This is a genomic window from Pseudomonas fulva (assembly GCF_023517795.1).
Taxonomy (GTDB): Bacteria; Pseudomonadota; Gammaproteobacteria; order Pseudomonadales; family Pseudomonadaceae; genus Aquipseudomonas; species Aquipseudomonas fulva_D.
Map to the genome: position 1 here is coordinate 4,534,385 of NZ_CP082928.1, position 23,972 is coordinate 4,558,356.

Sequence of the window (23,972 nt, forward strand, 5' to 3'; positions counted from 1 at the left end):
TGATGCGCCGCTCCGTCCTTTTCTCTAGCATGCACCTGTTTCCAGCAGCAGAGATCAGTATGCAGCCACGCAGAATACGCCCGAGCGACCTCGATGGCTTTCACGCCCTGTTCAGTGCAGTGGCGGCGGAGGGACTGTTCTCCACCCGGCCCTGCGCGCCGCCCAAGGCGGTGATCGCCCGTGCCCTGGAGAAGGCCGAGCACAATGGCTGGGCGGTGTATGTGATCGAGCATGACGGCCGCATCATCGCCACGGCCGAAGCCTACCCGGACAGCTATTGCCGGCCTGAAGGCGACCCCAGGGTGGGGATTCTCGGCATGCAGGTGCAGGCGCAGTGGCGCCGGCAGGGGTTGGGCCGCGTGTTGCTGGAAGCGCTGATCGGCCATTGCCGGCAGCAGGGCATGGAGCGCATCGAGCTGCAGGTGCTCAAATCCAACCACGGGGCGCTGGCGTTGTATGGCCGCTACGGTTTTGCCTGGGTCGCCGACCTGCCGCCTTGCCGATTGCCTGCCGGGCATCAGGATCAGGCCCAGAGGATGCGCCTGGACCTGACGTAGCGGCCGCGTATACACGCCAATCGGCTGGGCCGCGCTTGGCGCGCAGCTGCCGGCCCGTGGCCGGTTGATTCATATGGCGCTGTGAGCGAGCAGCCGACTGCTCATGTGATCGATAAAGACCCTGAGTTTCGGCAACGCGTATTTGCTGTTGGGCCAGAGCAGCCACAACGCACCGCTGTGGCTCAGGTGGTTGGCCAGGATGGATTGCAGCCGGCCGTCGCTTATCGCCGCATCGACCATGAAGTCCGGCAGGCAGGCGATGCCCTGACCGGCGCAGGCGATCTGCAGCAGGCTGTCGATGCTGTTGCAGATGGCGCGCGGCCTGAGCGTGTTCTCCAGCTCGGGGCTTTGCAGGGGCCAGCGTTCCAGTTTGCCGCTGGCATGGAAACGGTGCATCAGGCAGGCGTGCTCACGCAGTTCGGTCGGCGTGGCGGGTGTGCCGTGCTGGCGCAGGTAATCGGCAGTGGCCACCAGGCGCTGGCGGAAGTGGCCGAGCTGGCGCGCGGTCAGCCGTGAGTCCTGCAGGGTGCCGGTGCGTATCACCGCGTCGAAGCCTTCCTCGAAGAGGTCGACCATGCGGTTCGAGAGGTCGATATCCAGCTCGATCTGCGGATAGCGCTGCATGAAGTCGATCAGCACCGGCATCACCCATTCGCCCACCCGTGGCAGGCTGATACGCAGGCGTCCGCTGGGCGTGGCGGCGGCACTGGATATTTCCAGCTGGGCGGCCTCCAGTTCGCAGAGCACCTTGCGGCAGCGCTCCAGAAAGCGCTGGCCCTCGGCGGTCAGGGTCATGCTGCGGGTGCTGCGATGCAGCAGGCGCACACCGAGGCGCTGCTCCAGGCGGGCGATGCTTTTACCCACCGCCGAAGCAGATATGCCGAGCAGTCGGGCGCAGTCGGTAAAGCTGCAGGTGTTGGCGACCTGTACGAAAACGGCGATGCCGCTGAGATTATCCATGATGAGCCGTGTACCCGAAAGATTCAGGACACAAGTGTCCTATAAGTTGAGAATAATGGCCTGTTTTTCTTGATGGTGCGGCTGCCTAACCTGGGGGCGCTCGATCGGCTGCACCTTGCAGGACCGAGAGCTGCCAGGCGTATTTTGGATGCAGAACGACAATTCCAGGCTTATCACGGACCCGGTGGCTGGGCCCGCTACCGCGCGATTGCCGCTCAGCGGGCTGCTGGTGCTGGCCGCTGCGGGCTTCATCACCATTCTCACCGAGGCGTTGCCGGCTGGCCTGCTGCCGCAGTTGAGCACCGATCTTGGCGTCAGCCAGGCCATGGCCGGGCAGATGGTCACCCTGTATGCACTGGGCTCGCTGCTGGCTGCCATCCCCCTGGTGATGGCCACGCGCAGCTGGCGGCGGCGGCCGTTACTGCTGATCGCCATTGGCGGCTTTGCGCTGGTCAATGGTGTCACCGCGTTGTCGAGCGTCTACGGGGTGAATCTGCTCGCGCGGTTTTTTGCCGGCGTGTTTGCCGGGCTGTTGTGGGCACTGGCCGCCGGCCTGGCCGCACGCATGGTGCCGCCGCACCTGGCTGGTCGCGCCATTGCCGTGGCGATGCTCGGCGCGCCGCTGGCGCTGTCGTTGGGCATCCCGGCGGGCACCTGGTTGGGCGGGGTATTCGGGTGGCGCCATACCTTTGCGCTGATGAGCGTGCTGACCCTTCTGTTGCTGGCCTGGGGGCGCTTCGCCCTGGCAGATTTTCCGGGCCAGCGCGGCGCCGCACCACTGTCGCTGGGCCGGGTATTCAGGCTGCCGGGCGTGCGGTCGGTACTGCTGGCCATTCTGCTGTACGTACTGGCCCATAACCTGTTCTACACCTACATCGCCGCCTATCTCTCGCCATCGGGCTTGGCTGCACAGGTGGACCGGGTACTGCTGGTATTCGGCCTGGCCGCGCTGGCGGGCATCTGGCTGACCAGTCTTCTGATAGATCGCCGCCTACGTTCGCTCAGCCTGTTCAGCACCGCGCTGCTGGCCGCTGCCTGCCTGTTGCTCGGGCTCTGCAATACCTCGGCCTGGCTGGTGTATGCCGGCGTGGCGGCCTGGGGGCTGGCGTTCGGCGGCGTGCCGGCGTTGTTCCAAACGGCATCGATGCGCGCTGCCGGCGAGGAGGCCGATGTGGCGCAGTCGATGTGCGTGACCGCCTGGAATCTGGGCATCGCCGGTGGCGGTATCGGTGGCGGTTTGCTGCTCGACGGCGTGGGCGCGCAGGGGCTGCCCTGGGCGGCGGCCGGGCTGGCGCTGATCACCCTAGGCGTGGTTTATCGCGCACGTCGCTACGGCTTCGCCTGATACCTATCGCCGGTCGTAGGAAGGTTGATCCTCGCCCGCGGCAGGCGGATGCGGGCCAGCCAGGGTGGTAGGCGTTATAAGCAAATGCACATTCGGTATAAGTCCTTGCCCTTCAAGTGGTTATCCTGCGCGGCTGGCGAAAATGAGCCGACGACGGCAATTGGGGCAGGTATGGATTTTGGCGGTTTGGGCTTCGTTGTCGCGGGGCTGGTGGTTGGCTTTATCGTGGGCATGACGGGCGTGGGCGGCGGTTCGCTGATGACGCCCATCCTGCTGTGGTTCGGCATCAGCCCTGCGGCGGCGGTGGGCACCGACCTGCTGTATGCGGCGATCACCAAGGCTGGCGGGGTGTTCGTCCACCAGCGCAACCGCAATATTGACTGGTCGGTGACCGCCTGGCTGGCCGCCGGCAGCGTGCCGGCGGCCCTGCTGACCCTGCTGGCGCTGACCCTGATGCCAGGCGATCAGCACGCCACCAATCAATTGATCAAGCATTCGCTGGGCATCGTGCTGCTGCTCACCGCCACGGCGATCCTGTTCAAGAAACAGCTGTTCGCCTTCGCCAGCCGCCATGCCGGGGACGGTTTCCACTTCAGCCCCGGACGCCTCAATGCGCTGACCGTGGTGGTCGGCCTGGTGCTGGGTTTCATGGTCACCCTGACCTCCATCGGTGCCGGCGCCCTCGGTACCGTGGCGCTGTTCCTGCTCTATCCGCTGATGGCCACGCGCCGCCTGGTGGGCACCGAGATCGCCCACGCCGTGCCCCTGACCCTGGTGGCCGGCCTGGGCCATGCCGGGCTCGGCAACCTGGACTGGGGAGTGCTGGGCTACCTGCTGCTGGGCTCGTTGCCGGGCATCTTCTTCGGCAGCCACCTGTCGGGGCGTGTGTCCGACAACGTGCTGCGTCCGTTCCTGGCGATCATGCTGATGGTGATCGGCTACAAACTGGCGTTCTGATCACCGCAACCTGAGCGGCCCGTGGCACGTCCATGGGACGAGTCGCGTTCGCGGCAGCCCATGGCGATGTCCGCTTCGTTAGCAAGGTGGCTGATGATGGCTAGCAGCGTCTGATATCTCGGGCGATGTGCTGCGCAGGCGTCTGTCGCGGCTGCCCAGCTCCGTACGCTGGGCGCGCATCGGCGGAGCGCTAGCGAAGCGTATTTACCCAACTCAGGCGGCTGGCGGATAATGCGCCGGTGCAAGCGTTCGCGGCGGGCCATCACGGCTCGTCGATGTGGGATCAGGGGAAGAGATGGCCGCCAAGACCGCCACCAGCAAGCAAGTCGAAGTGCAGCGCATCGTCGATGTGCTGTTCAAGGCCATCGCCCAGCATCGCTTGCCACCGGGAACGCGGCTGATCGAAGCGCAGATCGTCGAGACCCTGCAGGCCAACCGCAACCACGTCCAGGCGGCGCTGCAGCGGCTGGCCCTGCAGCGGGTCGTGACCATCGAGCCGAACCGTGGCGCCATGGTCGCTCAGCCCAGTGCCAAGGAAGCGCGGGAGATATTCGCGGCGAGGCGCGCCATCGAGCGGGCGATCGTCGAAAGCATCACGCCGGCGATCATGCACAAGCAGCGCCAGCGGGTGGCCACCCACATGAGCAACGAGCGCAAGGCCACCAGCGCTACCGATCGCCGCGCCATCGTCCGTGAGTTGAGCGAGTTTCACCTGATGCTCGGCGAGATCAGCGGCAACTCGGTGCTCAGTGAGATCCTCGCCAACCTGATGGTGCGCAGCTCACTGATCGTCGCCCTCTACCAGCGCAACGACGTGCCGTCCTGCGCCTCCGACGAGCATCAGCAAATCATCACCGCCCTGGAGAAGGGCGACCACGAGCGGGCCGCGGCGGTGATGCTCGAGCACCTGGGCGAGCTCGAAGCCCAGTTGGACCTGGATGACCAGGCCGCGCCCGAGATCAACCTGCGCCAGGCCCTGGCGGGGCTGTAACGCGGCGGGGGCTGCCAACGCCCTCAGAGCGCCATCTCCCGCCTGAACACCTCCAGCGTATGGGCCTTGACCCGCACGAACTCCGGGTGGCTCATGATCTCCGCGCCCCGAGGCCGGGGCAGATCGAAGGGGACGATTTCGGCTACCCGGGTGGGGCGCCGGGTCAGCAGCAGAATCTCGTCGGCCAGGAATACCGCGTCTTCCAGGTCGTGAGACACGATCAGCATGGTGACGCCGGTGGCCAGCTGCACTTCCTGCAATTTGTCGCGGATGAACAAGGTCATCTCGAAGTCCAGCGCGGAAAACGGCTCGTCGAGGAACATCACCTCCGGACGCGGCGCCAGCGCCCGCATGATGCACACGGTCTGCTGCTGGCCGCCCGAAAGCTCATAGGGATAACGATCCAGATCGAAGCGGATGTCGAACATCTGCGTCAGCTCATCGATCCGCGTCTTCACATCCGCCTTGGCCATGCCCTGACGCACCAGGGGGTAGGCGATGTTGGCGCGGGCCGTCATCCACGGGAACAGCGCATCGCGGTAGTTCTGGAACACGTAGCCGATCCTGGTCTGGGCGAGCGTCTTGCCATCGAACAGGATCTCGCCCTTATCCATCGGCAGCAGCCCGGCGATCATGTTCATCAGGGTCGACTTGCCGCAACCGTTGGGCCCGAAGGTCGAGACGATCTTGCCACGGGGCAGGTCGAGGTCCAGGTCGGTGTACAGCGGCTGGCCGGCAAAGGCCTTGCTCAGGCCGCGAATGGTGACATGGGTGTCGGCGTGCGGTGCAACGCCGGGTAACTGTGGCTTGTCGAGGGCTGTGGTGAGGGAAAGCGCGTGCGTCATGCCTGGCTACTCCAGTGAACGGTTTTTTTCTCGATGAGCAGGAACGCCAGGTTGAGCAGGTAGCCCAGGGCGCCGGTGATCAGGATCGAGGCGTACATGTCCTTGATGTTGAATACCTGCTGGGCATCGATGATGCGGTGGCCCAGGCCGTTTTCCGAGCCGATGAACATTTCCGCGACGATCACGATGACCAGGGCGATGGACACCCCGGTACGCAGGCCGACGAAGGTCTGCGCGAGGCTCTCCATCAGCAGGATGTCCTTGAAAATGTGCCAGCGGGAAATGCCCATCACCTTGGCGGCCATCAGCCGGGTCTTCTTGGCGTTCATCACGCCGTAGGCGCTGTTGAACAGGATCACCAGCACGGCGGCGAAGGCGGCGATGGCGATCTTGTTGGCATCGCTGATGCCGAAGATCAGCATGAACAGCGGGATCAGCGCCGAGGAGGGCGTCGAGCGAAAGAAGTCGATCAGAAATTCCAGGCTGCGGTAGACCTTTTCGCTGCTGCCCAGAATCACTCCCAGGGGCACGCCCACCGCGGCCGCGAATGCGAAGGCGGCCAGGGTTCGGTACAGCGTCGAGGCGATATCGGTACGCATGGACGGTTCGCCGAACGACTGGAACAGGAAACCCAGGGTTTCCAGCGGCGAGGGCAGCAGGACCGGATTCAACCACTGCGCACTGACCGCCACTTGCCAGAGTACGAACAGCAGCAGCGGGCCGATCAGTGGCAACAGGCGCGAAGACCAGTTTGACGTCATGACGATTCTCCTCAGCCCTGATAGATCAGCGCAGCCACGTCGATCGGTTTGCTGAAGATCTTGCGCTCGGTGAACACGTCATAGAACTTCTGGAACCATTGCAGGTTGTCGCCTTGCAGCTCGGAATACATGACGAAGCCCGGCAGCGGCACCTCGTTGACCAGGTCCGCTTCGATGCTGGTGTAGCCGACGATGTTCTCCCGAGCCTGCTGCGGCTGCGCGGCGATGAATTCCACGGCCTTCTGGTAGGCGGCGATAAAGGCCTTCGCCTGCTCTGGCTTGCGCTCGATAAAGCTGCTGTTCAGCGCGGCTGCGCCACCGAACCAGGGGGCGTCGGCATTGCCGAGCACGTATCTGGAGATGACGCCGGTTTCCAGGGTGCGGGACAACTTCTTCATGCGCCCCACGGTGCCGGTCGGCTCCAGGGTATAGACCCCGTCGATCTGGCCGGCCGCCAGGGCTGGCGCATGCTGGCCGACAGGCAGTTCGATGACCGACGGATCGCTGAAGCCATTCTTTTCCAGAATGATCTTGGCCATGGTGACGTTCTGGATGCCGGGGCCGCAGGCGATCCGCTTGCCTTGCAGGTCGCCGATGCTTTGCGCGGTGCTATCGAGCGGCACCAGAAACTCGTCCAGAACCAGGCGATGGTTCGACGGGTTGGAGCAGATGATCTTGAACAGCCCCGGCATGGTGATCGCCCCCAGGCCGAGGGCGCCGGTCGCGGTGCCGTTGGCGCAACCATGGATTCGCCCGGTGATCATGCCCTCGACGATTTGCTGCGGGCTGGAGAACTTGACGCCTTTGACGTTGAGCCCGGCCTCCCTGAAAAAACCTCGCTCCAGGGCGACATACAGCGGCAGGCCGCCGACGATGGGCCAATAGCCGATACGGATTTCCTCGTCATCGGCGGCAAACGCGCCAGCGGGGAGCAGGCTGCCAAGCGTCACTGCGCTTCCCGCCACGGCCAGCCACTTCATCAATTGGCGACGATCCAGCTTGAGTGGCGGGTTTTCAGGTTTGTGGTCTTTCATCGGTTTTCCCTGTTTTCAGATGGGCAATATGGCGTGTACATGGCGGTAAGCACGTGCCGTTCCAGGTTGATAAATCTATGAAATTCAGGTGGTTACGTTGCTGTGTGGACGGCGGCAGGGGCGATATCTGCGCAGCGTCGACAAACAGGCCCCAGGTTGGCGCGTGCGGTGATCGGCGCCGTCACGGCCTGAGCAGCCGTGGCTGCGCCCGTTCGAAGGTCTTGCGGCCGGCCTTGTAGCCCATCAGCGGCGGGCTGATCTCCGCCACCACGGCGGCCGGTGAGGGCGCATCGAAGACGATGAAGTCGGCGCGGCAGCCGGGGGTCAGGCCGTAGTCGGGCAGGCGCAGCAGGCGTGCCGATTCGCTCGATACCCAGCTCAGGCAGCGCAGCAGTTCGGCCTCGGTAGCCAGTTGGCTGACGTTGGCGAACAGGTTGGCCTGGCGCACCAGCGAGGCGTCTCCGTAGGGCGTGAAGGGGTTGCCGATGTTGTTGGTCGACAGCGAGCAGGTCACCCCACAGGCGTGCAGGTGCTGCAAGGGCGCCAGGCCGCGTGGCCGGTTGTGGAAGTGCTCGCGGCCGGTGAGGAACAGGTCGGTACTCGGCAGGCAGGTGACCTGCACGCCGGCCTCGGCCAGCGACTCGGCAACCGCCAGCAGGGTGTCCCTGGGCAGTGCCGACAGCTTGGTCACATGGCCGATGGTCACCCGGCCGCCCCAGCCGTGCTGGCGGGTGCAGCGGATCACCTCGCCGATGGTCATGCCTTCCGGGTTCAGGTCGAAGTCCAGATGCAAGTCCAGATCACGGTCGAACTCTACCGCCAGCTCGAACAGCCGGCGGATCTGTGCGCTCGGCTCGGCATCGGTATAAGGGCAACCGCCCAGCACCTCGGCGCCCAGGGCCAGCGCCTCGCATAACAGGGCTTCGGTGCCGGGGTTGTTGAGCAGGCCTTCCTGGGGAAACACGCAGATTTCCAGGCTGATGGCCCAGGCGTAATCGGCCTGCAGGCGGCGCACCGCGTTGAAGCCGGTCAGGCCGATCTGCGGGTCGATCTCGACGTGGGTGCGCATGTGCGTGGTGCCCTGGGCGATGGCCTTGTCGAGCACCTGGGCGCCGCGTTTATAGACGTCCGCTTCGCTGAAGTTGGCCTTGGCCGCGCGGGTCTGGGCGATGGCCTCGGCCAGGGTGCCTTCGCTGAGCTGGCAGCGCTGCATGATGCAGGCCTTGTCGAGATGGATATGGCTTTCCACCAGGCCGGGCAGCAGCAGCTTGCCCTGCAGGTCGAGGGTCTCTGCGCCGGCACCTGGCGCACTGGCGAAGCGGCCGTTTTCCACGTACAGGGTCTGCAGCGCCCTGGCGTCGGCGCCGAGGCGGGCGTTGATGAGGGTCAGGGCGCTCATGCTGCCGCGCCTCCCAGGTAGGCCGCTTCCAGTTGCGGGTCGCCGCGCAACGCCTCGGCACTGCCGGATTTGACGATGCGCCCGGTTTCCAGCACATAGGCGCGGTCGGCCACCTGCAGGGCGAGGTTGGCCATCTGGTCGACCAGCAGCAGGGTCACGCCTTCGTCGCGCAGGGCCGCCAGGGCGTCGTACAGCTCGCCGATCATGGCCGGCGACAGGCCCAGGGAAGGCTCGTCGAGCAAGAGGATCTTCGGCTTGGCCATCAGCCCGCGGCCGACCGCCACCATCTGCTGTTCGCCGCCCGAGAGCAGGCCGGCGGGACTGTCGATACGCTCACGCAGGCGTGGGAAACGGCGCAGGATGGCTTCGATTTCCGCCTCGGCATCGAAGGCTCCCTTGCGTGAGTAGCCGCCGAGCAGCAGGTTGTCACGCACGCTGAGCTGGCCGAACATCTGCCGGCCTTCCGGCACCAGGGCCAGGCCCCGGGCGGCGATGGTGCTGGCATCGGCATGTTCGATGTTTTCGTTGTCGAGCAGGATGCTGCCGCCACTGGCCTGGTGCAGCCCGGCCAGGCACTGCAGGATGCTCGACTTGCCGGCGCCGTTGGCGCCGAGAATGGCGATCAGCTCGCCAGGGTTGACCACGATATTGACCTTGTCGACCACCGGCGCGGCACCGTAGTCGATGACCAGATCCTTGATGTACAGGCGTGCATCGCGCGAGCCGTCCCAGGCTTCGGCCCGCGGCGTGGCCTGGTAGCTGGTGCCGCCCAGATAGGCGGCGATGACCCGTTGATCCTTGCGCACGTCGTCCGGCACGCCCCAGGCGATGGGCTTGCCGGCGTCGAGCACCAGCAGGCGCTCGGACACGGCCATCACCAGGCCCATGTCGTGCTCGACCAGGATCACCGCGATGCCGAACCCGGCCAGGGTCCTGAACAGGCCCGCCAGGCGGTCGGTGTCGCTGCGGCTGAGGCCGGCTGCCGGCTCGTCGAGCAGCAGTACGCTGGGACGGCTGGCCAGGGCGCGGGCGATTTCCACCAGGCGCCGGTCGACGTGGGCCAGGTCATCGGCCGGGGTGTTCACCGAGCCCTGATAGCCGACCAGCGTCAGCAACTGCAGGGCCAGCTGGCGCCGGCTATCGCTGGCGCAACTGAAGGGCAGGCCGAGGCGCCCCCGTTGCATGGCCACCAGCAGATTTTCCAGCACCGACAGCTCACCGAACAGCTGGGTGGTCTGGTAGGTGCGGGCGATACCGGCACGGGCGATTTTCCAGGCGGGCAGGCCAGCCAGGGGGCGGCCCAGGTCGATGCTGCCGCTGTCCGGTGCGTAGAAGCCGCTGATCATGTTCAGCACCGTGGTCTTGCCCGCGCCATTGGGGCCGATGATGCTGGTGATGCTGCCCGGTGACGCCTGCAGGCTGACGTTCTGCGCCGCCTGGACGCCGCCGAAACGAATGCCGATATCCCTGACCTGCAGGCCGTCGCGGGCGCCGTGCTGCTGGAAGAATGCCCTCAGCTGCGCCTGATCTAAGGCCGCCGGGGCGCCCTGGTGAACTGGCCGCAGCCACAGGCTGGCCAGGGTGCCGAGCAGGCCCCGAGGCGCTGCCCAGAGCACGCCGAGCAGCAGCACCGAGAAGATCAGCAGGCGGTATTCGGCGAAATCCGAGAGCATTTCCGGCAGCAGCACGATCAACAGGGCGCCGAGCAGCGGGCCGAACAGGGTGCCGCTGCCGCCGACGATCACCGCCAGCACGAACAGGATCGACTGCGAGAAGGGAAAGGAGGCCGGGTTGATGAACATCATCAGCGGCGCCACCAGCGAACCGGCCAGACCGGTGAGCAGGGCGGACAGGGCGAAGGCCAGGGTCTTGGTCTGCACCGGGTTGAAACCGAGGGAGCGGGCAGCTATCTCGGTGGATTTCACCGCGCGCATCGCCATGCCCCAGCCGCTGCGGCGCAGGCGCTGGAACAGGGCCAGGGCGGCGATCATCAGGCCGGTGGCGATCAAGGCCAGGCTCACGCTCGGATCGAGGCTGCCGATTTCCGGCAGGGGGATGCCCATCAGGCCGTTGGCCCCGCCGGTCAGCGAGCGCCATTCGATCAGGCCGTGGTGCACCACCAGGGCGAAGGCGATGGTGATCATCGCCAGGTAAGGGCCGCTGACCCGCAGCGCCGGGATCGCCAACAGCGCGCCGATGGCGCCACAGGCCAGGCCGGCGGCGAGCATCGCCAGGCCGAGGGGCAGGCCGGCCATGGTCAGCAGCGCCGAGACATAGGCGCCGATGGCGTAGAAGGCGATATGGCCGAAGGAGATCTGCCCGCTCAGGCCGATGAGGATATTCAGGCCCACGCCGACCACCACGGCCAGGGCGCAGAATGTGAAAACCAGCAGCGAGTAGCTGTCGAGCAGCAGCGCGGCCGCGATGCAGGCCAGCGTCAGCAGGGCGAGGGAAGCGGGGGCGAACAGGGAATTCTTCAGGGTCATACTTTCACCAGGGTCTTGCTGCCGAACAGGCCGTTGGGGCGCAGCGCCAGGGCCAGAATGACCAGGGCGAAGGTGAACAACTGCGTGAAGGCCGAACCGAAATAGAGGGTCACAAGCGCCTCCACCAAACCGAACAGCAGACCGGCGGCGAATACCCCGCCAGCGCTAGCGATACCGCCGAGAATCGCCACGGCGAAGGCCTTGAGGCCGAACAACATGCCCATCTCGGCATTCACGCTGAACAGCGGCGCGATCAACAGGCCGGCGATCGCGGCGAACACGGTCGACACGGCAAAGGCCACGGCGACCACGCGGTTGACGCGGATGCCCATCAGCATGGCGGCCCTGGGGTTCTGCACGCAGGCTTCCAGCACCTTGCCCAGGCGGGTGTAGCGACGCACCAGAAACAGCGCCAGGGCGATGCCGCCGCCAACCATGGGAATCAGCAACTGCAGCACGCCGACGTTGTTGCCGAACAGCGCCAGGTGCTGGTTGGCCAGGGCGGAAGTGAACTGCCGCGGCTCCTTGCCAAAGGTGAACAGCGCCAGGTTGTCGACCAGGATGCCCGCTGCCACCGTCGCCATCAGCCAGGCTTCGGAGCCCCGCGAATGGAAGGGACGCACCAGAAAACGCTCGATGATCAGCCCGTAGACGGCACACAGCGCCAGGGTCGCCGGAACCGCCAGCCACAGTGGCCAGCCCCAGGTGATGGCGAAGCTGTAGCCGAGTACGGCGCCCACCATCATGGCGCTGCCCTGGGCGAAATTGACCGTGCGCGAAACCACGTAGGTGATATGGAAACCCAGGGCCAGCAGGGCATACATGCTGCCCAGTCCGAGCCCGGTGATGATGGCGGCGGTGATCATGACGATAATCCTCCGGGCGGGCCGCCAGGGCCTGCCCGTTCACGGCTTCAGGGGGCGAGCGGAACGATGCGGCCGTCGACGAAGTGGGTGAAGACGTAGTCGTCCGGGCCCAGGGCGTCGTGCTTGGTCGGGGTAAAGGGCCTGGTGTAGTCCTTGATCAGGCCCTGGTAGCTGTCGATCCCGTAGAAGCCATCGCGCACTTTGCTGCCCTGGGTATCGCCGGCCTTCTCGATGGCCGCGGCGGCCAGGTGCATGGCGTCGTAGGCGTTGGCGATGCCCACGGCCGGGGTCACGTCGGCCAGGCTCTTGATCTCCGGATAGCGCTGCTTGAGGGCAGCCAGCACGCTGTCGCCCTTGGCGCTGTTGTGCTCGGTGAACACGTAGGTCTGGATGAAGTGCACGCGGCTGGCATTCGGGCCGGCCAGCTCGCTGAAGCGGCCGCCTGCCGGGCCCCAGTGGGACACCACCGGCACGTCCCAGCCCATGCGATCGAGGGACTTGACCACCTGGGCCGAGGGGCCGACGTTGCCGACCATCAGCAGGGTGTCGGTGCCGGCATTCTTCAGGCGGGTGAGCTGCGGCACCACGTCGAGGTCACTGTCTTCGATACGCTCGACGCCGGCGTAATCCATACCGCGTTTGGCCAGGGCGTCCTTGAAGCCGATTTCGTTGGATTCGCCCCAGGGATTGTTGATCAGGATCATCCCAGGTTTCTTCATGCCTTTCTTCACGCCGTACTCGACCAGCGCTTCATCGACCAGCTCGTCCACCGCCGACACGCGGAACACGTAATTGTCCGCTGCGCCGTTCTCGGTGATCTTGGTGCCCGCGGCCCAGATGCCCATGAACGGTACCTTCAGCTGGTTGGCCAGCGGCACGATGGCCAGGGACACCGGCGTATCGAGGCCGCCGAACAGCACGCTGACCTTTTCCCGCTGGGCCAGTTCGCGGGCGGCCAGCATGCCTTTGGCCGGGTTGCTCTCGTCGTCACGACGGATCAGCTGCACCGGGCGGCCGAGGACGCCGCCCTTGGCGTTGATCTCGTCGATCGCCACCGTCAGCCCGCGGGTAAGCGCCTCGCCGGATTTCGCCGACTGCCCGGAGAGGGCAGCCACCAGACCGACCTTGATCGGTTCCTCGGCGTGCGCCGCCGTGCTCAGTGCCATGGCAAGGCCGGCAGCCGCCGCGCTGGGCAGCAGGCGGCGTAATGGGGGAAACGGGTTGCGCATGTCCTTTCTCCTGATTGCTAGCATTCGTATATAATTTGCTAGCAAGCCTGGTGCCATAACGCGCAGACTGGTCCTAGGGCGGTTATCCCGCACAGACCACAGCAGATATGCACGAATAGCGTGCGTGTCGCACCACTTACAGGCACACCTGGTGCCTAGGCACAACCAATGAAGCAGGAGAGCAGGTCATGAGCGAGATGAACGAGGCGGTGCAGATTGTTAGCGATTTTCTGGCAGCGTCCATGGCGCCAGATCCGGTCAAGGCCGCCACCTATATGAGTGATGACGTGCGCATCACCTTTACCGGCGGGCGCCACATGCCCACGCCCCAGCACATCACCGCCTTCAACGGCTCGCGTTACGCCTGGGTGAAAAAGGCCCTCGGCCAGTTCGACTGGACCGAGCGCGATGACCATACCGTCGTCTATTCCAACGGCACGCTGTATGGCGAGTGGCCGGATGGCAGCAGCTTTTCCGGCAACCGCTATCTGGATCGTTTCGAGGTGCGCAACGGCAAGATCACCCGCATGGACGTCTGGAACGACAGCGCCGAGTGGCTGCTGACGCCGGAGATCGCCAAGGCCTGACCGCACCGCTGGCTGAATCAAGCGCGTGCGCGTCCGAAAGGCCGCTGCCGGGCGGAAAGGCCGAACGAATGGCCGTGGGTGTCTGTCCCCAACAGACACACCCACGATCAGGAGGCAGCATGCGTATCCAGCTCCCAACCCTCGGTTTCGGTGGCGCACCGCTCGGCAACATGTTCAAGGCGGTGCCCGACGATCAGGCCCAGGCCACCCTGGACGCCGCCTGGCAGGCCGGCATTCGCTATTACGACACCTCTCCCCATTACGGCGCGGGGTTGTCGGAACAACGCTTCGGAAAATTCCTCGCCGGCAAGCCGCGCGACGAATTCGTACTGAGCAGCAAGGTCGGCCGGCTGTTGCAGCCAGCCGAACAGCCCGAGAACGCCAAGCCGTTCACCCATGAGTTGCCCAACCGCCGGGTGATCGATTACTCGGCAGACGGTGCCCGGCGCTCGATCGAGAGCAGCCTGGAACGCCTCGGCGTGGACCGGCTCGATGTGGTGTTCATCCACGACGTTTCCGAAGACCAGCATGGCCCCAAGTGGCGCGACTACTTCGCCGAGGCCATGCAGGGCGCCGCGGTGGCGCTCACGCGCATGCGCGAGGAGGGCATGATCGGTGGCTGGGGGCTGGGCGTGAATCTGGTCGAGCCCTGTCGCCTGGCCCTGGAGCAGTCCGACCCGGACCTGTTCCTGCTGGCGGGCCGCTATACGCTGCTCGACCATCGCCAAGCGCTGGAAACCCTGTTCCCCGAATGCGCCGCGCGTGACGTCGGCATCGTGGTCGGCGGGCCGTTCAACTCGGGGGTGCTGGCCGGCGGTGACCACTTCGAATATGACCGCATCCCTGATGAGGTGCGCCGCAAGACCGAGCGACTGCGCCTGCTGGGCGAGCGATTCGGGGTCGATATCCGCGCGGCGGCGCTGCAATTCTGCCTGGCCCATCCGGTGGTGCAGTCGGTCATTCCCGGCAGCGCCACACCGGCTCGCCCCGCACAGTACGTGGCTCAGCTTCAGGCCGGTATTCCGGCAGACTTCTGGCAGGCGCTGCGTGAACAGGGCATCGTGCCGGAGGAGGCGCCACTGCCGCGCTGATTCAGCGCGGCAGTTCGGCCAGGGCTTGTTGGTAAACCGCCAGGTCGCTGGCCGAGAAGCAGCAGAACAGCACGCTGTCGATCCCCGGATGCCGAGCCAGCGCTTCACGAACGGTGGCCACCGCCAGGCGCGCAGCCGCTTCGATCGGGTAGCCGTAGATGCCGGTGCTGATGCTGGGAAAGGCGATGGAACGGGCGCCGCTTTGCTCGGCTACGCGCAGCGAGTTGCGGTAGCAGGCGCCGAGCAGGGCGGCTTCACCCTGATCGCCGCCACGCCAGACCGGCCCCACGGTATGAATGATGGACGAGGCCGGCAATCGGTAGCCCCCCGTACGCTTGGCCTCGCCCGTCTGGCAGCCACCGAGCAGCCGGCATTCATGCAGCAGTTCGCTGCCCGCGGCGCGGTGAATGGCGCCGTCCACGCCGCCGCCGCCAAGCAGCGAGGAGTTGGCGGCATTGACGATGGCATCGACCTGCAGCGTGGTGATATCGGCCTGGATGGCGTGTATGTCGGCGGTCATTGGTAGCACTCCTCGACGAGTCGCATGGGCATTCCGTTTGCCGTGGAATCTCTGGGGGGATTGGCGAATAATGCCGGCACTGGCCTCGCGCCGTCCATGACAGGATCCCGCCTTCCCATGAGCGCTACCACCCCACCTCTGGTGCTGTCCATCCAGTCCCACGTCGCCCTCGGTCATGTCGGCAATGACGCCGCCGTGTTCCCGTTGCAGCGCCTGGGCTTCGAAGTATTGCCGGTGCATACGGTGCAGTTTTCCAACCACACCGGCTATGGCCAGTTCCGCGGCCAGGTATTCGATGCCGAGCATATCCGTGAAGTGCTTGCCGGCTTGCGTGATCGCGGTGCGCTGTCCCGGGTTTCGGCAGTGCTGTCCGGCTACCTGGGGGATGCGGCCATCGGTGCGGTGATTCTCGAGGCGGTGGACGAGATCCGCCGTGACAACCCGGGCGTGCGCTACCTGTGCGATCCGGTGATGGGCGATGTCGGCCGTGGCGTGTTCGTCAACGCGGCGATTCCGGACTTCCTGCGCAACCTGGCGATTCCCTGCGCCAACATCATCACCCCCAACCAGTTCGAGTTCGAGCTGCTGACCGGCAGCAAGCTGGGCAGCGTCGACGAAGCGGTGCGGGTGGCCCGTCAGCTGCGTGGCCGCGGGCCGGACGTGGTGGTGATCACCAGCCTGGCCACCCCGGACATTCCAGCCGATCAGCTGTGCACTCTGGCGGTCAATGGCGAGGGCGCCTGGCTGGTCAACACACCGCGGCTGGCGCTGCATCCGCTGCCCAACGGCATGGGCGACGTGTTCTCGGCCACCCTGCTGGCGCGCTTGCTGTCCGGCCATGCCTTGCCCCAGGCCCTGGAGCTGGCGACTGCAACGCTGTACGCCCTGGTAGGCGCCACCGCTGAAGGTTCCCGTGATCTGCCGCTGGTGAGCGCCCAGGAGCAGATCGTCGAGCCGGCGCAGCGCTATGAAGCCAGCGAAGTGGTGAGCCCATGAAGCGCTCTGCATGCTGCGCAGCGGCGCTGCTGTCGATCAGCCTGCAGAGCATGGCCTGTGAGGTGGATACCGCGGCGGCGGTTCGCGACCAGACCCATGGCAATTTCGTCATCCCGGTGCGGGTCAAGCCCGGCGAGCGCTGCGTGATCCTCGATCACCTCAGCGAAGAGGGTCGCAGGACGCGCATGAACCTCTGGGTGCCAGTGGAGAAAATGGGTAACAGCACGCCCAGGCTGGGCCGCTGGAAGCGTGAGTACGAGGTCGACGGGGATATTGCCAAGGTGGACCGCTTCGTCTATCTGGCGGGCCACAAGGCGGGGGAGGACTCGGTGGTGTTTTCCTCTTCCCATGGTGGGAAAGAGCGGCGGGCCGTGGAATACCGCATCGGTATCGAATGACCCACCGCGTTGCCCATCAGCACTTGTACGGGCTTTCGCTCTTCAGCTCTTCGCCGCTCTTGAGATCCCGGATGATCACCGTGGCCCCAGGGTGGGCCGAGCACATCGCGTTGCGCACGGTGTAGATACCACTGCCTTGGGCTGTAATGTTGATGTTTTGGGACAGCGGCTGGCCTTTGGCATCCTGCAGCGAAAGCTGGTAAGTGCCGGACAAGGTCATGCAGCCGGTGAGCAGGGTGACGGCGCCGAGCAATGCGATCAGGTGTTTCATGGCTTTCATCCTTGAAGTGAGGTGGGGCACTGCCGACATGGGCCGGTAGCGCCCGGCATTTCAGCGACCGACGCGGTGCTCGGTAAAGCGGTAGTCGGCCTGACAATCGGCGGTCGGGTCGGCGTTGATGTTGACGTACTCGACGGTGTCCGCATCGACGAAGCGATAGTCGTACACCTCGGTGGTCTTCACGCCGTCGGTGGTCAGGTGGTTCTTGCCGTCGTGGGCCGTCCAGGTGCCTTGTTCGGTCTGGATCAGGCGCGTTCTCTGCTCATCGGCAAAGAAACTGATCTTGAAGCGGCCGTCGGCAGCGAAGCTCGAATTCCAGACAAAGAACTGGCAGGGCCCATGCTTGTCGCGCATGCCTTGCCAATCGCCAAGCAGGCGCTGGTCCAGCGGTCGGGTGGGGTTACTGGAGCAGCCGGCGAGCAGGGCAGCGAGGCCGACGCCCAGCAGAAGGGGGTTGAGCACGATGATATTCCTTGATCGAGACACATCCATGGAGGGCGGTGCTACGCCCCAACTTTGCAGCCACAGTGGCGGCGTCAGTTGACGGCCATGGTAGCGAAAAGTTCGCCATGCAAGCCAGCTTGCGGAGCACTTGTGGTTTTTCGATGAAGCGGGCTCAGGTCACATTCGCGCTGAGCGAAAATTTGACAATCCATCGGCCATTTCATAATTTTATGCCCACGCAAACGTTTGCGCATTTATAACAACGACAATAACCACGGAGTTCGCCCATGTCCGGTTTCCGTCCTGCCCGTCTCTGCGCCGCCATTGCCCTCGGCGCCGCTGCCCTCGTCAGTCTCTCCAGTGCCCATGCCGCCGAAGGCGAACCGCCTCGCGTTGCGCTGGTCATGAAGTCCCTCGCCAACGAGTTCTTCCGCACCATGGAAGATGGCGCCAAGGCCTACCAGAAAGAAAACCCCGCTCAGTTCGAATTGATCGCCAACGGCATCAAGGACGAAACCGATACCTCGGCGCAGATCCGTATCGTCGAGCAGATGATCGTTGCCAAGGTCGATGCCCTGGTTATCGCCCCGGCCGACTCCAAGGCCTTGGTGCCGGTGATCAAGAAGGCCAGCGATGCCGGTATCAAGGTCGTCAACATCGACAACCGCCTCGACCCTGAAGTGGTGAAGAGCAAAGGCCTGGACGTGCCGTTCGTAGGCCCGGACAACCGCAAGGGCGCACGCCTGGTCGGAGAATACCTGGCGCAGAACAAGCTCAAGGCCGGTGACGAAGTCGGCATCATCGAAGGCGTTTCCACCACCACCAACGCTCAGCAGCGCACCGCAGGCTTCAAGGACGCGATGGAAGCGGCCGGCATGAAGATCGTCGGCGTGCAGTCGGGCAACTGGGAAATCGACCGTGGCAACGCCGTGGCCTCGGCCATGCTCAACGAATACCCGGATCTGAAAGCGCTGCTGGCCGGCAACGACAGCATGGCACTCGGCGCGGTCTCGGCCGTGCGTGCCGCTGGCAAGAAGGATCAGGTGCAGGTGGTCGGCTACGACAACATCAACGCCATCAAGCCGATGCTCAAGGACGGTCGCGTACTCGCCACCGCCGACCAGTTCGCGGCGCGCCAGGCGGTGTTCGGCATCGAAGCGGCGCTCAAGTTGGTCAAGGGTGAGCCCACCGGCGCCAAAGACGGCGTGATCGAAACCCCGGTCGAACTCGTGACCAAACCGTGACCCAAGCAGCAGTGGCCGGCGAGACCGTTCTCGCCGCCCGCAATATCGGCAAGACCTATGTCCAGCCTGTGCTGGGCGGGGTCGAGCTGGAGTTGCGCGCCGGTGAAGTGCTGGCGCTGACCGGCGAGAACGGCGCCGGCAAAAGTACCCTTTCGAAGATTTTCTGTGGGCTGGAACAACCGACTACCGGCTCCCTGAGCTTTCTCGGCCAGCCCTATGCGCCGGCCAGCCGCCGCGAGGCCGAGCGCCTCGGTGTGCGCATGGTGTTGCAGGAGCTCAACCTGCTGCCGACGCTGACCGTGGCCGAGAACCTGTTTCTCGACAACTTGCCCAGCCGTGGCGGCTGGATTTCCCGTGGCCGCCTGCGCGAGATGGCGCGCGAGGCCATGGCGCGGGTCGGCCTGGAGGCCATCGACCCGGATACCCCGGTGGCAGCGCTGGGCGTTGGCCATCAGCAGATGGTCGAGATCGCCCGTAACCTGATTGGCGACTGCCGCGTGCTGGTGCTCGACGAGCCAACGGCGATGCTCACCGCCCGCGAGGTCGATCTGCTGTTCGAGCAGATCCAGCGCCTGCGCGACGCCGGTGTGGCCATCGTGTACATCTCCCACCGCCTGGAAGAGCTGGCGAAAGTGGCGCAGCGCGTTGCCGTGCTGCGTGACGGCCAACTGGTGGCGGTGGAGCCTATCGACCGCTACTCAAGCGACGAGCTGGTGACCCTGATGGTCGGCCGCGATGTCGGCGAAGCCATCGACCTGGGCGAGCGCAAGATTGGTGCGCCGCTGTTGCAGGTCAGCCATCTGTGCCGCCGCGGCAAGGTCGACGACGTGTCGTTCAGCGTGCGGGCAGGGGAGATCTACGGCATTTCCGGGTTGATCGGCGCTGGCCGTACCGAACTGCTGCGGCTGATCTATGGCGCCGACCCGGCTGACAGCGGCCAGGTAGCCATCGGCAATCCGCCGGTGCCGGTGCGCGTGCGTTCGCCTGCCGAAGCGGTGGGCCATGGCATTGCCTTGATCACCGAAGACCGCAAGGGCGAAGGCCTGCTGCTCGGCCAGCCGATTGCCGCCAACCTGGCACTGGGCAATATGCCGGCGGTGTCCATGCATGGCGTGATGCGCCCGGCGGCGGAGCAGGCCCTGGCGCAGCGGCAGATCGATGCCATGCGCATTCGCTGCAACGGGGCCCATCAGGCGGTTGCCGAGTTGTCCGGCGGCAACCAGCAGAAGGTGGTCATCGGCCGCTGGCTGGAGCGCGACTGCCAGGTGCTGCTGTTCGACGAGCCGACCCGCGGCATCGACGTTGGCGCCAAGTTCGAAATCTATGGCCTGCTCGGTGAGCTGGCGCGCCAGGGCAAGGCTCTGGTGGTGGTCTCCAGCGACCTGCGTGAGCTGATGCTGATCTGCGACCGTATCGGCGTGCTGTCCGCTGGCCGCCTTATCGAAACATTCGACCGCGACGACTGGAGCCAGGATCGTCTGCTGGCTGCCGCCTTTGCCGGCTACCGCAGCCGCGAAGCCCTGATCGGCGATGTCGCACCACCGTTACAGGAGCTTTGCCAATGACCACTCCGTCCGCCACGCCCACCAAGCGCAGTGGCACGCACCAGGGCCTGGGCACCTACCTCGGCCTGGCTGGCGCGTTGCTGGCGATGATCGTGCTGTTCTCATCGCTGAGCAGCCATTTCCTGTCCTACTCGACCTTCACCACCCTGGCCAACCAGATCCCCGATCTTATGGTGCTGGCGGTGGGCATGACGCTGATTTTGATCATCGGCGGCATCGACCTGTCCGTCGGCTCGGTGCTGGCGCTGGCCGCTGCCGTGGTCAGCGTGGCGACCCTTGGCTTTGGTTGGGGCATCCTGCCCGCGGCGCTGCTGGGTATGGCCTGCGCGGCGTTGGCCGGCAGCGTCACCGGGATCATCACCGTGGCCTGGGGCATTCCGTCGTTCATCGTGTCCCTCGGCGTGCTGGAGATGGCCCGTGGCCTGGCCTACCAGCTCACCGACTCGCGCACCGCCTATATCGGCGACGCCTACGCCTGGCTGTCGACGCCGTTCGCCGCCGGTATCTCGCCGTCGTTCGTGATCGCCCTGCTGGTGATCGCTGCCGCGCACCTGCTGCTGACCCGCACCGTGTTCGGTCGCTACCTGGTGGCCATCGGCACCAACGAGGAAGCGGTACGCCTGGCCGGTATCAACCCGAAGCCGTACAAGATCTCGGTGTTCGCCCTGATGGGCCTGCTCGCCGGCCTGGCGGCGCTGTTCCAGATTTCCCGTCTGGAAGCCGCCGACCCGAATGCCGGCTCCGGCCTGGAGCTGCAGGTGATTGCCGCGGTGGTCATCGGCGGCACCAGCCTGATGGGCGGCCGTGGTTCGGTGATCAGCACCTTCTTCGGTGTGCTGATCATTTCCGTGCTGGCTGCCGGCCTGGCGCAGATCGGCGCCAGCGAGCCGACCAAGCGCATCATCACCGGTGCGGTGATCGTCATCGCGGTGATTCTCGACACCTACCGCAGCTACCGCGCCAAGCGCCGGGGCTGACCGCTCATGGCCACCATCAAGGACGTCGCTGCCCGGGCCGGTATTTCCTACACCACTGTGTCCCACGTGGTGAACGGCACCCGGCCGGTCAGCGAGCCGGTGCGTAGCAAGGTCGAGGCGGCCATCGCCGAGCTGGGTTATGTGCCCAGCGGCGTGGCCCGCTCGCTGCGCGCCCGCGCCACCGGCACCATCGGCTTGCTGGTACCGAACGCCAGCAACCCGTACTTCGCCGAGCTGGCCCGCGGCATCGAGGACCACGCCGAGCGCAACGGCTATAGCGTGATCCTGTGCAATTCCGACGATGACATCGACAAGCAGCTGCGCTACCTGCGCGTGCTGCTGGAGCGGCGCATCGACGGGCTGATCGTCGCCACCGTGGCCAGCGACGCGGCATTTGCGCAGGCGCTGGCGGGTTTGAAAGTGCCGCTGATGCTGGTCGACCGCTCCCTCGATGGCGTGACGGCCGATCGCGTGCAGGTCGACCACGAACGCGGCGCCTACCTGGCGACGCGACACCTGCTCGACCTTGGCCATCGGCGTATCGCCTGTATCGGTGGGCCGGCCAGCACCCAGGTGGTTCAGCTACGCGCGGCCGGTTATCGGCGCGCGCTGGCCGAAGCCCGAGTCGAGGCGCAACCAGTAGCCGACTGCGCTTTTACCAGCCCGGCCGGGCATGCGGCGGCGCAGGTGCTGCTGGGCGGTGATGACGTGCCAACGGCGATTTTCGCCGGTAACGACATGATCGCCCTGGGCGTGCTGCGCGCCGCTGCCGAGCGCAAGGTGAGCGTGCCGCAGCAGCTTTCGGTGGTGGGTTTCGATGACATCGAAGTCAGCCGCTACCTGCACCCGGCATTGACCACCGTCGGCCAATCCATCGGCCAGCTCGGTGAAACCGCCGCCGCCCGGTTGCTGGAGCGTATCCGTACGCCCGGCCTGAGCGCCGAACAGCGACTCATCGAACCCACCCTCGTGCTGCGCGAATCCAGCGCAGCCCCCTGTTTGAACGGGCCTGAGCGCGCGAGCGTTCTGGCGGATTGAGAGGAAAACCGGTAATGCACGCGAAGGTAGTGGTGGTGGGCAGCTTGAACATGGACCTGATCGTGCGCACGCCGCGTTTCCCGGTTGGCGGCGAAACGCTGGCCGGCCACGGCTTTGCCACGGCCGCCGGCGGCAAGGGTGCCAACCAGGCCGTGGCTGCGGCGCGACTCGGCGCCAGGGTGGCGATGGTCGGCTGCTTGGGCGACGACGGCAATGGCGCCGAGCTGCGCGCCGGTCTGGCTGCCGAAGGCATAGACTGCAGCGGCGTGGCGACGGTGCCCGGTGTGGCCACCGGCATCGCGACGATCCTGGTCGACGACGCTGGCCAGAACGCCATCGTCATCGCGGCTGGCGGCAACGGCGAAATGACCGCCGAGCGCCTGGCCGACCATGATGGGTTGCTGGAGAAAGCCGATATCGTCATCGCCCAGCTGGAAGTGCCCATGGCCACGGTCGAGGCCACCTTGGCCCGCGCTCACGCGCTGGGCCGCACGGTGATCCTCAACCCGGCGCCCGCTGTTGGACCGCTGCCGGAGAACTGGTACGGCCTGATCGACTACCTGATTCCCAACGAGAGCGAAGCCGCGCTGTTGACCGGTATCGCCGTCGACTCGCCGGAAAGCGCGCTGCAGGCCGCGGAAAAACTGCTGGCCAATGGCGCCCGTCGCGTGCTGATCACCCTCGGCAGCCAGGGCGTTTTCTACGCCGATGGCGAGCGCCATCTGCACCTGCCGGTCGAGCCTGTGGTAGCGGTCGATACCACCGCCGCCGGTGACACCTTCGTAGGGGGCTTCGCTGCCGGTCTGGCCGAAGGCCTGCCGCTGGAAAGCGCCATCCGCCTCGGCCAGCAGGCTGCCGCCCTGGCCGTCACCCGACCAGGTGCACAGCCATCCATCCCCCATCGCCACGAGTTGCCCGCATGAAGAAGACCCCGCTGCTCAACGCCGAACTGTCCGCCGCCATCGCTCGCCTGGGCCATGGCGACATCATCGTCATTGGCGACGCCGGCATGCCGGTACCTGCAGGTACACCCTGCATCGACCTGGCCCTGACCGCCGGTGTGCCGGACTTCGTCACCACCCTCAAGGTGGTGCTCAGCGAGATGCAGGTGCAGGGCCATCTGCTGGCCCGGGAAACCCTGGAGGTAGCGCCACTGGCGCTCGAAGCCATCGAGAAACTGAGCGCAGAAGGCGAGCTGGGCGAGCGGCAACTGGTCAGCCACGACGAACTCAAGGCCGCCTGTGCCAAGGCTCGTGTGCAGATCCGCACCGGTGAGTGCCGGCCGTACAGCAATATTGCGCTGATTGCTGGAGTGACTTTCTAAGAAGCTGTTCAGGATCTTCCTGAACGTGTCACTTGGCCGCTTCAAGGCAGTTGCAGCCGCTGAACGGGCAGCTACCGG

Annotated in this window: 25 protein-coding genes; 14 read left to right on the forward strand and 11 right to left on the reverse strand. The window is 65.6% G+C overall.

What is annotated here, in order from left to right; translation table 11 throughout:
• Positions 1-59 precede the first annotated feature (59 nt).
• Complete coding sequence (locus K8U54_RS20885) at positions 60-557, forward strand: GNAT family N-acetyltransferase (RefSeq protein ID WP_249907601.1); 498 nt, start codon at positions 60-62, stop codon at positions 555-557.
• Between the two features lie 69 nt (positions 558-626).
• Here K8U54_RS20885 and K8U54_RS20890 read toward each other — a convergent pair whose 3' ends face one another.
• Positions 627-1,517 carry a LysR family transcriptional regulator gene (locus tag K8U54_RS20890; protein WP_249907602.1) on the reverse strand — a complete coding sequence of 297 codons (891 nt, stop codon included), beginning with the start codon at positions 1,515-1,517 and terminating at the stop codon, positions 627-629.
• A gap of 148 nt (positions 1,518-1,665) precedes the next feature.
• On the opposite strand from K8U54_RS20890, the gene K8U54_RS20895 reads away from it, so the two are divergent.
• From K8U54_RS20895 to K8U54_RS20905, 3 genes are all read left to right on the forward strand, one after another.
• Positions 1,666-2,862, forward strand: a complete 1,197-nt coding sequence (locus K8U54_RS20895; RefSeq protein ID WP_249907603.1) for an MFS transporter — start codon at positions 1,666-1,668, stop codon at positions 2,860-2,862.
• A gap of 171 nt (positions 2,863-3,033) precedes the next feature.
• Complete coding sequence (locus tag K8U54_RS20900; RefSeq protein WP_249907604.1) at positions 3,034-3,819, forward strand: sulfite exporter TauE/SafE family protein; 786 nt, start codon at positions 3,034-3,036, stop codon at positions 3,817-3,819.
• A 295-nt stretch (positions 3,820-4,114) separates the two neighbouring features.
• A complete protein-coding gene (locus tag K8U54_RS20905; RefSeq protein ID WP_249907605.1) occupies positions 4,115-4,810 on the forward strand; it encodes a GntR family transcriptional regulator in 696 nt (231 codons plus the stop codon).
• 23 nt (positions 4,811-4,833) lie between these two features.
• Here the strand turns inward: K8U54_RS20905 and K8U54_RS20910 are convergent, their stop codons facing one another.
• The 7 genes from K8U54_RS20910 to K8U54_RS20945 form a co-directional block, all read right to left on the reverse strand.
• The gene (locus K8U54_RS20910; protein WP_249907606.1) at positions 4,834-5,655 is read right to left on the reverse strand and encodes an ABC transporter ATP-binding protein; all 822 of its coding nucleotides are present in this window, start codon (positions 5,653-5,655) and stop codon (positions 4,834-4,836) included.
• On the reverse strand, positions 5,652-6,416 hold the full coding sequence (locus K8U54_RS20915; RefSeq protein ID WP_249907607.1) for an ABC transporter permease: 765 nt from the start codon (positions 6,414-6,416) through the stop codon (positions 5,652-5,654). Before K8U54_RS20915 ends, K8U54_RS20910 begins: the two co-directional genes overlap by 4 nt.
• 11 nt (positions 6,417-6,427) lie before the next feature.
• The gene (locus K8U54_RS20920) at positions 6,428-7,450 is read right to left on the reverse strand and encodes an ABC transporter substrate-binding protein (RefSeq protein WP_249907608.1); all 1,023 of its coding nucleotides are present in this window, start codon (positions 7,448-7,450) and stop codon (positions 6,428-6,430) included.
• 181 nt (positions 7,451-7,631) lie between these two features.
• Entirely contained in the window at positions 7,632-8,849 is a 1,218-nt protein-coding gene (locus K8U54_RS20925) for an amidohydrolase family protein (protein WP_249907609.1), read from the reverse strand.
• Positions 8,846-11,335: a branched-chain amino acid ABC transporter ATP-binding protein/permease gene (locus K8U54_RS20935; RefSeq protein ID WP_434059964.1), complete on the reverse strand. Its 2,490-nt coding sequence runs from the start codon at positions 11,333-11,335 to the stop codon at positions 8,846-8,848. The genes K8U54_RS20925 and K8U54_RS20935 overlap by 4 nt, the downstream gene beginning before the upstream one ends.
• Positions 11,332-12,201: a branched-chain amino acid ABC transporter permease gene (locus tag K8U54_RS20940; RefSeq protein ID WP_249907610.1), complete on the reverse strand. Its 870-nt coding sequence runs from the start codon at positions 12,199-12,201 to the stop codon at positions 11,332-11,334. Before K8U54_RS20940 ends, K8U54_RS20935 begins: the two co-directional genes overlap by 4 nt.
• Positions 12,202-12,248: 47 nt before the next feature.
• Complete coding sequence (locus K8U54_RS20945; RefSeq protein WP_249907611.1) at positions 12,249-13,430, reverse strand: ABC transporter substrate-binding protein; 1,182 nt, start codon at positions 13,428-13,430, stop codon at positions 12,249-12,251.
• Positions 13,431-13,618: 188 nt separating this feature from the next.
• On the opposite strand from K8U54_RS20945, the gene K8U54_RS20950 reads away from it, so the two are divergent.
• Together K8U54_RS20950 and K8U54_RS20955 are read left to right on the forward strand one after the other, a co-directional pair.
• Positions 13,619-14,017, forward strand: coding sequence for a nuclear transport factor 2 family protein (locus K8U54_RS20950; RefSeq protein ID WP_249907612.1), 399 nt, complete (start codon positions 13,619-13,621; stop codon positions 14,015-14,017).
• Between the two features lie 119 nt (positions 14,018-14,136).
• A complete protein-coding gene (locus K8U54_RS20955; RefSeq protein WP_249907613.1) occupies positions 14,137-15,108 on the forward strand; it encodes an aldo/keto reductase in 972 nt (323 codons plus the stop codon).
• Position 15,109: 1 nt separating this feature from the next.
• Here K8U54_RS20955 and K8U54_RS20960 read toward each other — a convergent pair whose 3' ends face one another.
• Positions 15,110-15,628 (reverse strand): O-acetyl-ADP-ribose deacetylase, encoded by a 519-nt coding sequence (locus tag K8U54_RS20960; protein WP_249907614.1) that lies wholly within the window; start codon positions 15,626-15,628, stop codon positions 15,110-15,112.
• A 117-nt stretch (positions 15,629-15,745) separates the two neighbouring features.
• On the opposite strand from K8U54_RS20960, the gene pdxY reads away from it, so the two are divergent.
• Both pdxY and K8U54_RS20970 read left to right on the forward strand, forming a co-directional pair.
• A complete protein-coding gene (gene pdxY / locus K8U54_RS20965; RefSeq protein WP_249907615.1) occupies positions 15,746-16,624 on the forward strand; it encodes a pyridoxal kinase PdxY in 879 nt (292 codons plus the stop codon).
• The gene (locus K8U54_RS20970; protein ID WP_249907616.1) at positions 16,621-17,022 is read left to right on the forward strand and encodes a hypothetical protein; all 402 of its coding nucleotides are present in this window, start codon (positions 16,621-16,623) and stop codon (positions 17,020-17,022) included. Before pdxY ends, K8U54_RS20970 begins: the two co-directional genes overlap by 4 nt.
• A 16-nt stretch (positions 17,023-17,038) precedes the next feature.
• Here the strand turns inward: K8U54_RS20970 and K8U54_RS20975 are convergent, their stop codons facing one another.
• Positions 17,039-17,293, reverse strand: a complete 255-nt coding sequence (locus K8U54_RS20975; protein WP_249907617.1) for a hypothetical protein — start codon at positions 17,291-17,293, stop codon at positions 17,039-17,041.
• A 60-nt stretch (positions 17,294-17,353) separates the two neighbouring features.
• A complete protein-coding gene (locus K8U54_RS20980; RefSeq protein ID WP_249907618.1) occupies positions 17,354-17,764 on the reverse strand; it encodes a hypothetical protein in 411 nt (136 codons plus the stop codon).
• A gap of 269 nt (positions 17,765-18,033) precedes the next feature.
• Between K8U54_RS20980 and K8U54_RS20985 the strand changes: the two genes are divergently transcribed.
• The 6 genes from K8U54_RS20985 to rbsD are packed head-to-tail and all read left to right on the forward strand — an operon-like array spanning position 18,034 to position 23,894.
• A complete protein-coding gene (locus K8U54_RS20985; protein WP_249907619.1) occupies positions 18,034-18,990 on the forward strand; it encodes a sugar ABC transporter substrate-binding protein in 957 nt (318 codons plus the stop codon).
• 11 nt (positions 18,991-19,001) lie between these two features.
• Positions 19,002-20,555 carry a sugar ABC transporter ATP-binding protein gene (locus tag K8U54_RS20990; protein WP_249910488.1) on the forward strand — a complete coding sequence of 518 codons (1,554 nt, stop codon included), beginning with the start codon at positions 19,002-19,004 and terminating at the stop codon, positions 20,553-20,555.
• The gene (locus tag K8U54_RS20995; RefSeq protein ID WP_249907620.1) at positions 20,552-21,532 is read left to right on the forward strand and encodes an ABC transporter permease; all 981 of its coding nucleotides are present in this window, start codon (positions 20,552-20,554) and stop codon (positions 21,530-21,532) included. Before K8U54_RS20990 ends, K8U54_RS20995 begins: the two co-directional genes overlap by 4 nt.
• A gap of 6 nt (positions 21,533-21,538) precedes the next feature.
• A complete protein-coding gene (locus K8U54_RS21000) occupies positions 21,539-22,570 on the forward strand; it encodes a LacI family DNA-binding transcriptional regulator (protein ID WP_249907621.1) in 1,032 nt (343 codons plus the stop codon).
• A 14-nt stretch (positions 22,571-22,584) separates the two neighbouring features.
• Positions 22,585-23,493, forward strand: coding sequence for a ribokinase (gene rbsK, locus K8U54_RS21005; RefSeq protein WP_249907622.1), 909 nt, complete (start codon positions 22,585-22,587; stop codon positions 23,491-23,493).
• Positions 23,490-23,894, forward strand: coding sequence for a D-ribose pyranase (rbsD, locus tag K8U54_RS21010; protein WP_074884126.1), 405 nt, complete (start codon positions 23,490-23,492; stop codon positions 23,892-23,894). Before rbsK ends, rbsD begins: the two co-directional genes overlap by 4 nt.
• Positions 23,895-23,972 lie beyond the last annotated feature (78 nt).

What these genes read in the sequence shown, in the direction of transcription:
- K8U54_RS20905 (WP_249907605.1), top strand. Translation starts at nt 4,115, where the DNA reads ATGGCCGCCAAGACCGCCACCAGCAAGCAAGTCGAAGTGCAGCGCATC.
- K8U54_RS20970 (WP_249907616.1), top strand. Translation starts at nt 16,621, where the DNA reads ATGAAGCGCTCTGCATGCTGCGCAGCGGCGCTGCTGTCGATCAGCCTG.
- rbsD (WP_074884126.1), top strand. Translation starts at nt 23,490, where the DNA reads ATGAAGAAGACCCCGCTGCTCAACGCCGAACTGTCCGCCGCCATCGCT.
- K8U54_RS20920 (WP_249907608.1), bottom strand. Translation starts at nt 7,450, where the DNA reads ATGAAAGACCACAAACCTGAAAACCCGCCACTCAAGCTGGATCGTCGC.
- K8U54_RS20960 (WP_249907614.1), bottom strand. Translation starts at nt 15,628, where the DNA reads ATGACCGCCGACATACACGCCATCCAGGCCGATATCACCACGCTGCAG.
- K8U54_RS21000 (WP_249907621.1), top strand. Translation starts at nt 21,539, where the DNA reads ATGGCCACCATCAAGGACGTCGCTGCCCGGGCCGGTATTTCCTACACC.
- K8U54_RS20895 (WP_249907603.1), top strand. Translation starts at nt 1,666, where the DNA reads ATGCAGAACGACAATTCCAGGCTTATCACGGACCCGGTGGCTGGGCCC.
- K8U54_RS20975 (WP_249907617.1), bottom strand. Translation starts at nt 17,293, where the DNA reads ATGAAACACCTGATCGCATTGCTCGGCGCCGTCACCCTGCTCACCGGC.
- pdxY (WP_249907615.1), top strand. Translation starts at nt 15,746, where the DNA reads ATGAGCGCTACCACCCCACCTCTGGTGCTGTCCATCCAGTCCCACGTC.
- K8U54_RS20935 (WP_434059964.1), bottom strand. Translation starts at nt 11,335, where the DNA reads ATGACCCTGAAGAATTCCCTGTTCGCCCCCGCTTCCCTCGCCCTGCTG.
- K8U54_RS20925 (WP_249907609.1), bottom strand. Translation starts at nt 8,849, where the DNA reads ATGAGCGCCCTGACCCTCATCAACGCCCGCCTCGGCGCCGACGCCAGG.
- K8U54_RS20890 (WP_249907602.1), bottom strand. Translation starts at nt 1,517, where the DNA reads ATGGATAATCTCAGCGGCATCGCCGTTTTCGTACAGGTCGCCAACACC.
- K8U54_RS20985 (WP_249907619.1), top strand. Translation starts at nt 18,034, where the DNA reads ATGTCCGGTTTCCGTCCTGCCCGTCTCTGCGCCGCCATTGCCCTCGGC.
- rbsK (WP_249907622.1), top strand. Translation starts at nt 22,585, where the DNA reads ATGCACGCGAAGGTAGTGGTGGTGGGCAGCTTGAACATGGACCTGATC.
- K8U54_RS20900 (WP_249907604.1), top strand. Translation starts at nt 3,034, where the DNA reads ATGGATTTTGGCGGTTTGGGCTTCGTTGTCGCGGGGCTGGTGGTTGGC.
- K8U54_RS20955 (WP_249907613.1), top strand. Translation starts at nt 14,137, where the DNA reads ATGCGTATCCAGCTCCCAACCCTCGGTTTCGGTGGCGCACCGCTCGGC.
- K8U54_RS20910 (WP_249907606.1), bottom strand. Translation starts at nt 5,655, where the DNA reads ATGACGCACGCGCTTTCCCTCACCACAGCCCTCGACAAGCCACAGTTA.
- K8U54_RS20945 (WP_249907611.1), bottom strand. Translation starts at nt 13,430, where the DNA reads ATGCGCAACCCGTTTCCCCCATTACGCCGCCTGCTGCCCAGCGCGGCG.
- K8U54_RS20950 (WP_249907612.1), top strand. Translation starts at nt 13,619, where the DNA reads ATGAGCGAGATGAACGAGGCGGTGCAGATTGTTAGCGATTTTCTGGCA.
- K8U54_RS20940 (WP_249907610.1), bottom strand. Translation starts at nt 12,201, where the DNA reads ATGATCACCGCCGCCATCATCACCGGGCTCGGACTGGGCAGCATGTAT.
- K8U54_RS20915 (WP_249907607.1), bottom strand. Translation starts at nt 6,416, where the DNA reads ATGACGTCAAACTGGTCTTCGCGCCTGTTGCCACTGATCGGCCCGCTG.
- K8U54_RS20995 (WP_249907620.1), top strand. Translation starts at nt 20,552, where the DNA reads ATGACCACTCCGTCCGCCACGCCCACCAAGCGCAGTGGCACGCACCAG.
- K8U54_RS20885 (WP_249907601.1), top strand. Translation starts at nt 60, where the DNA reads ATGCAGCCACGCAGAATACGCCCGAGCGACCTCGATGGCTTTCACGCC.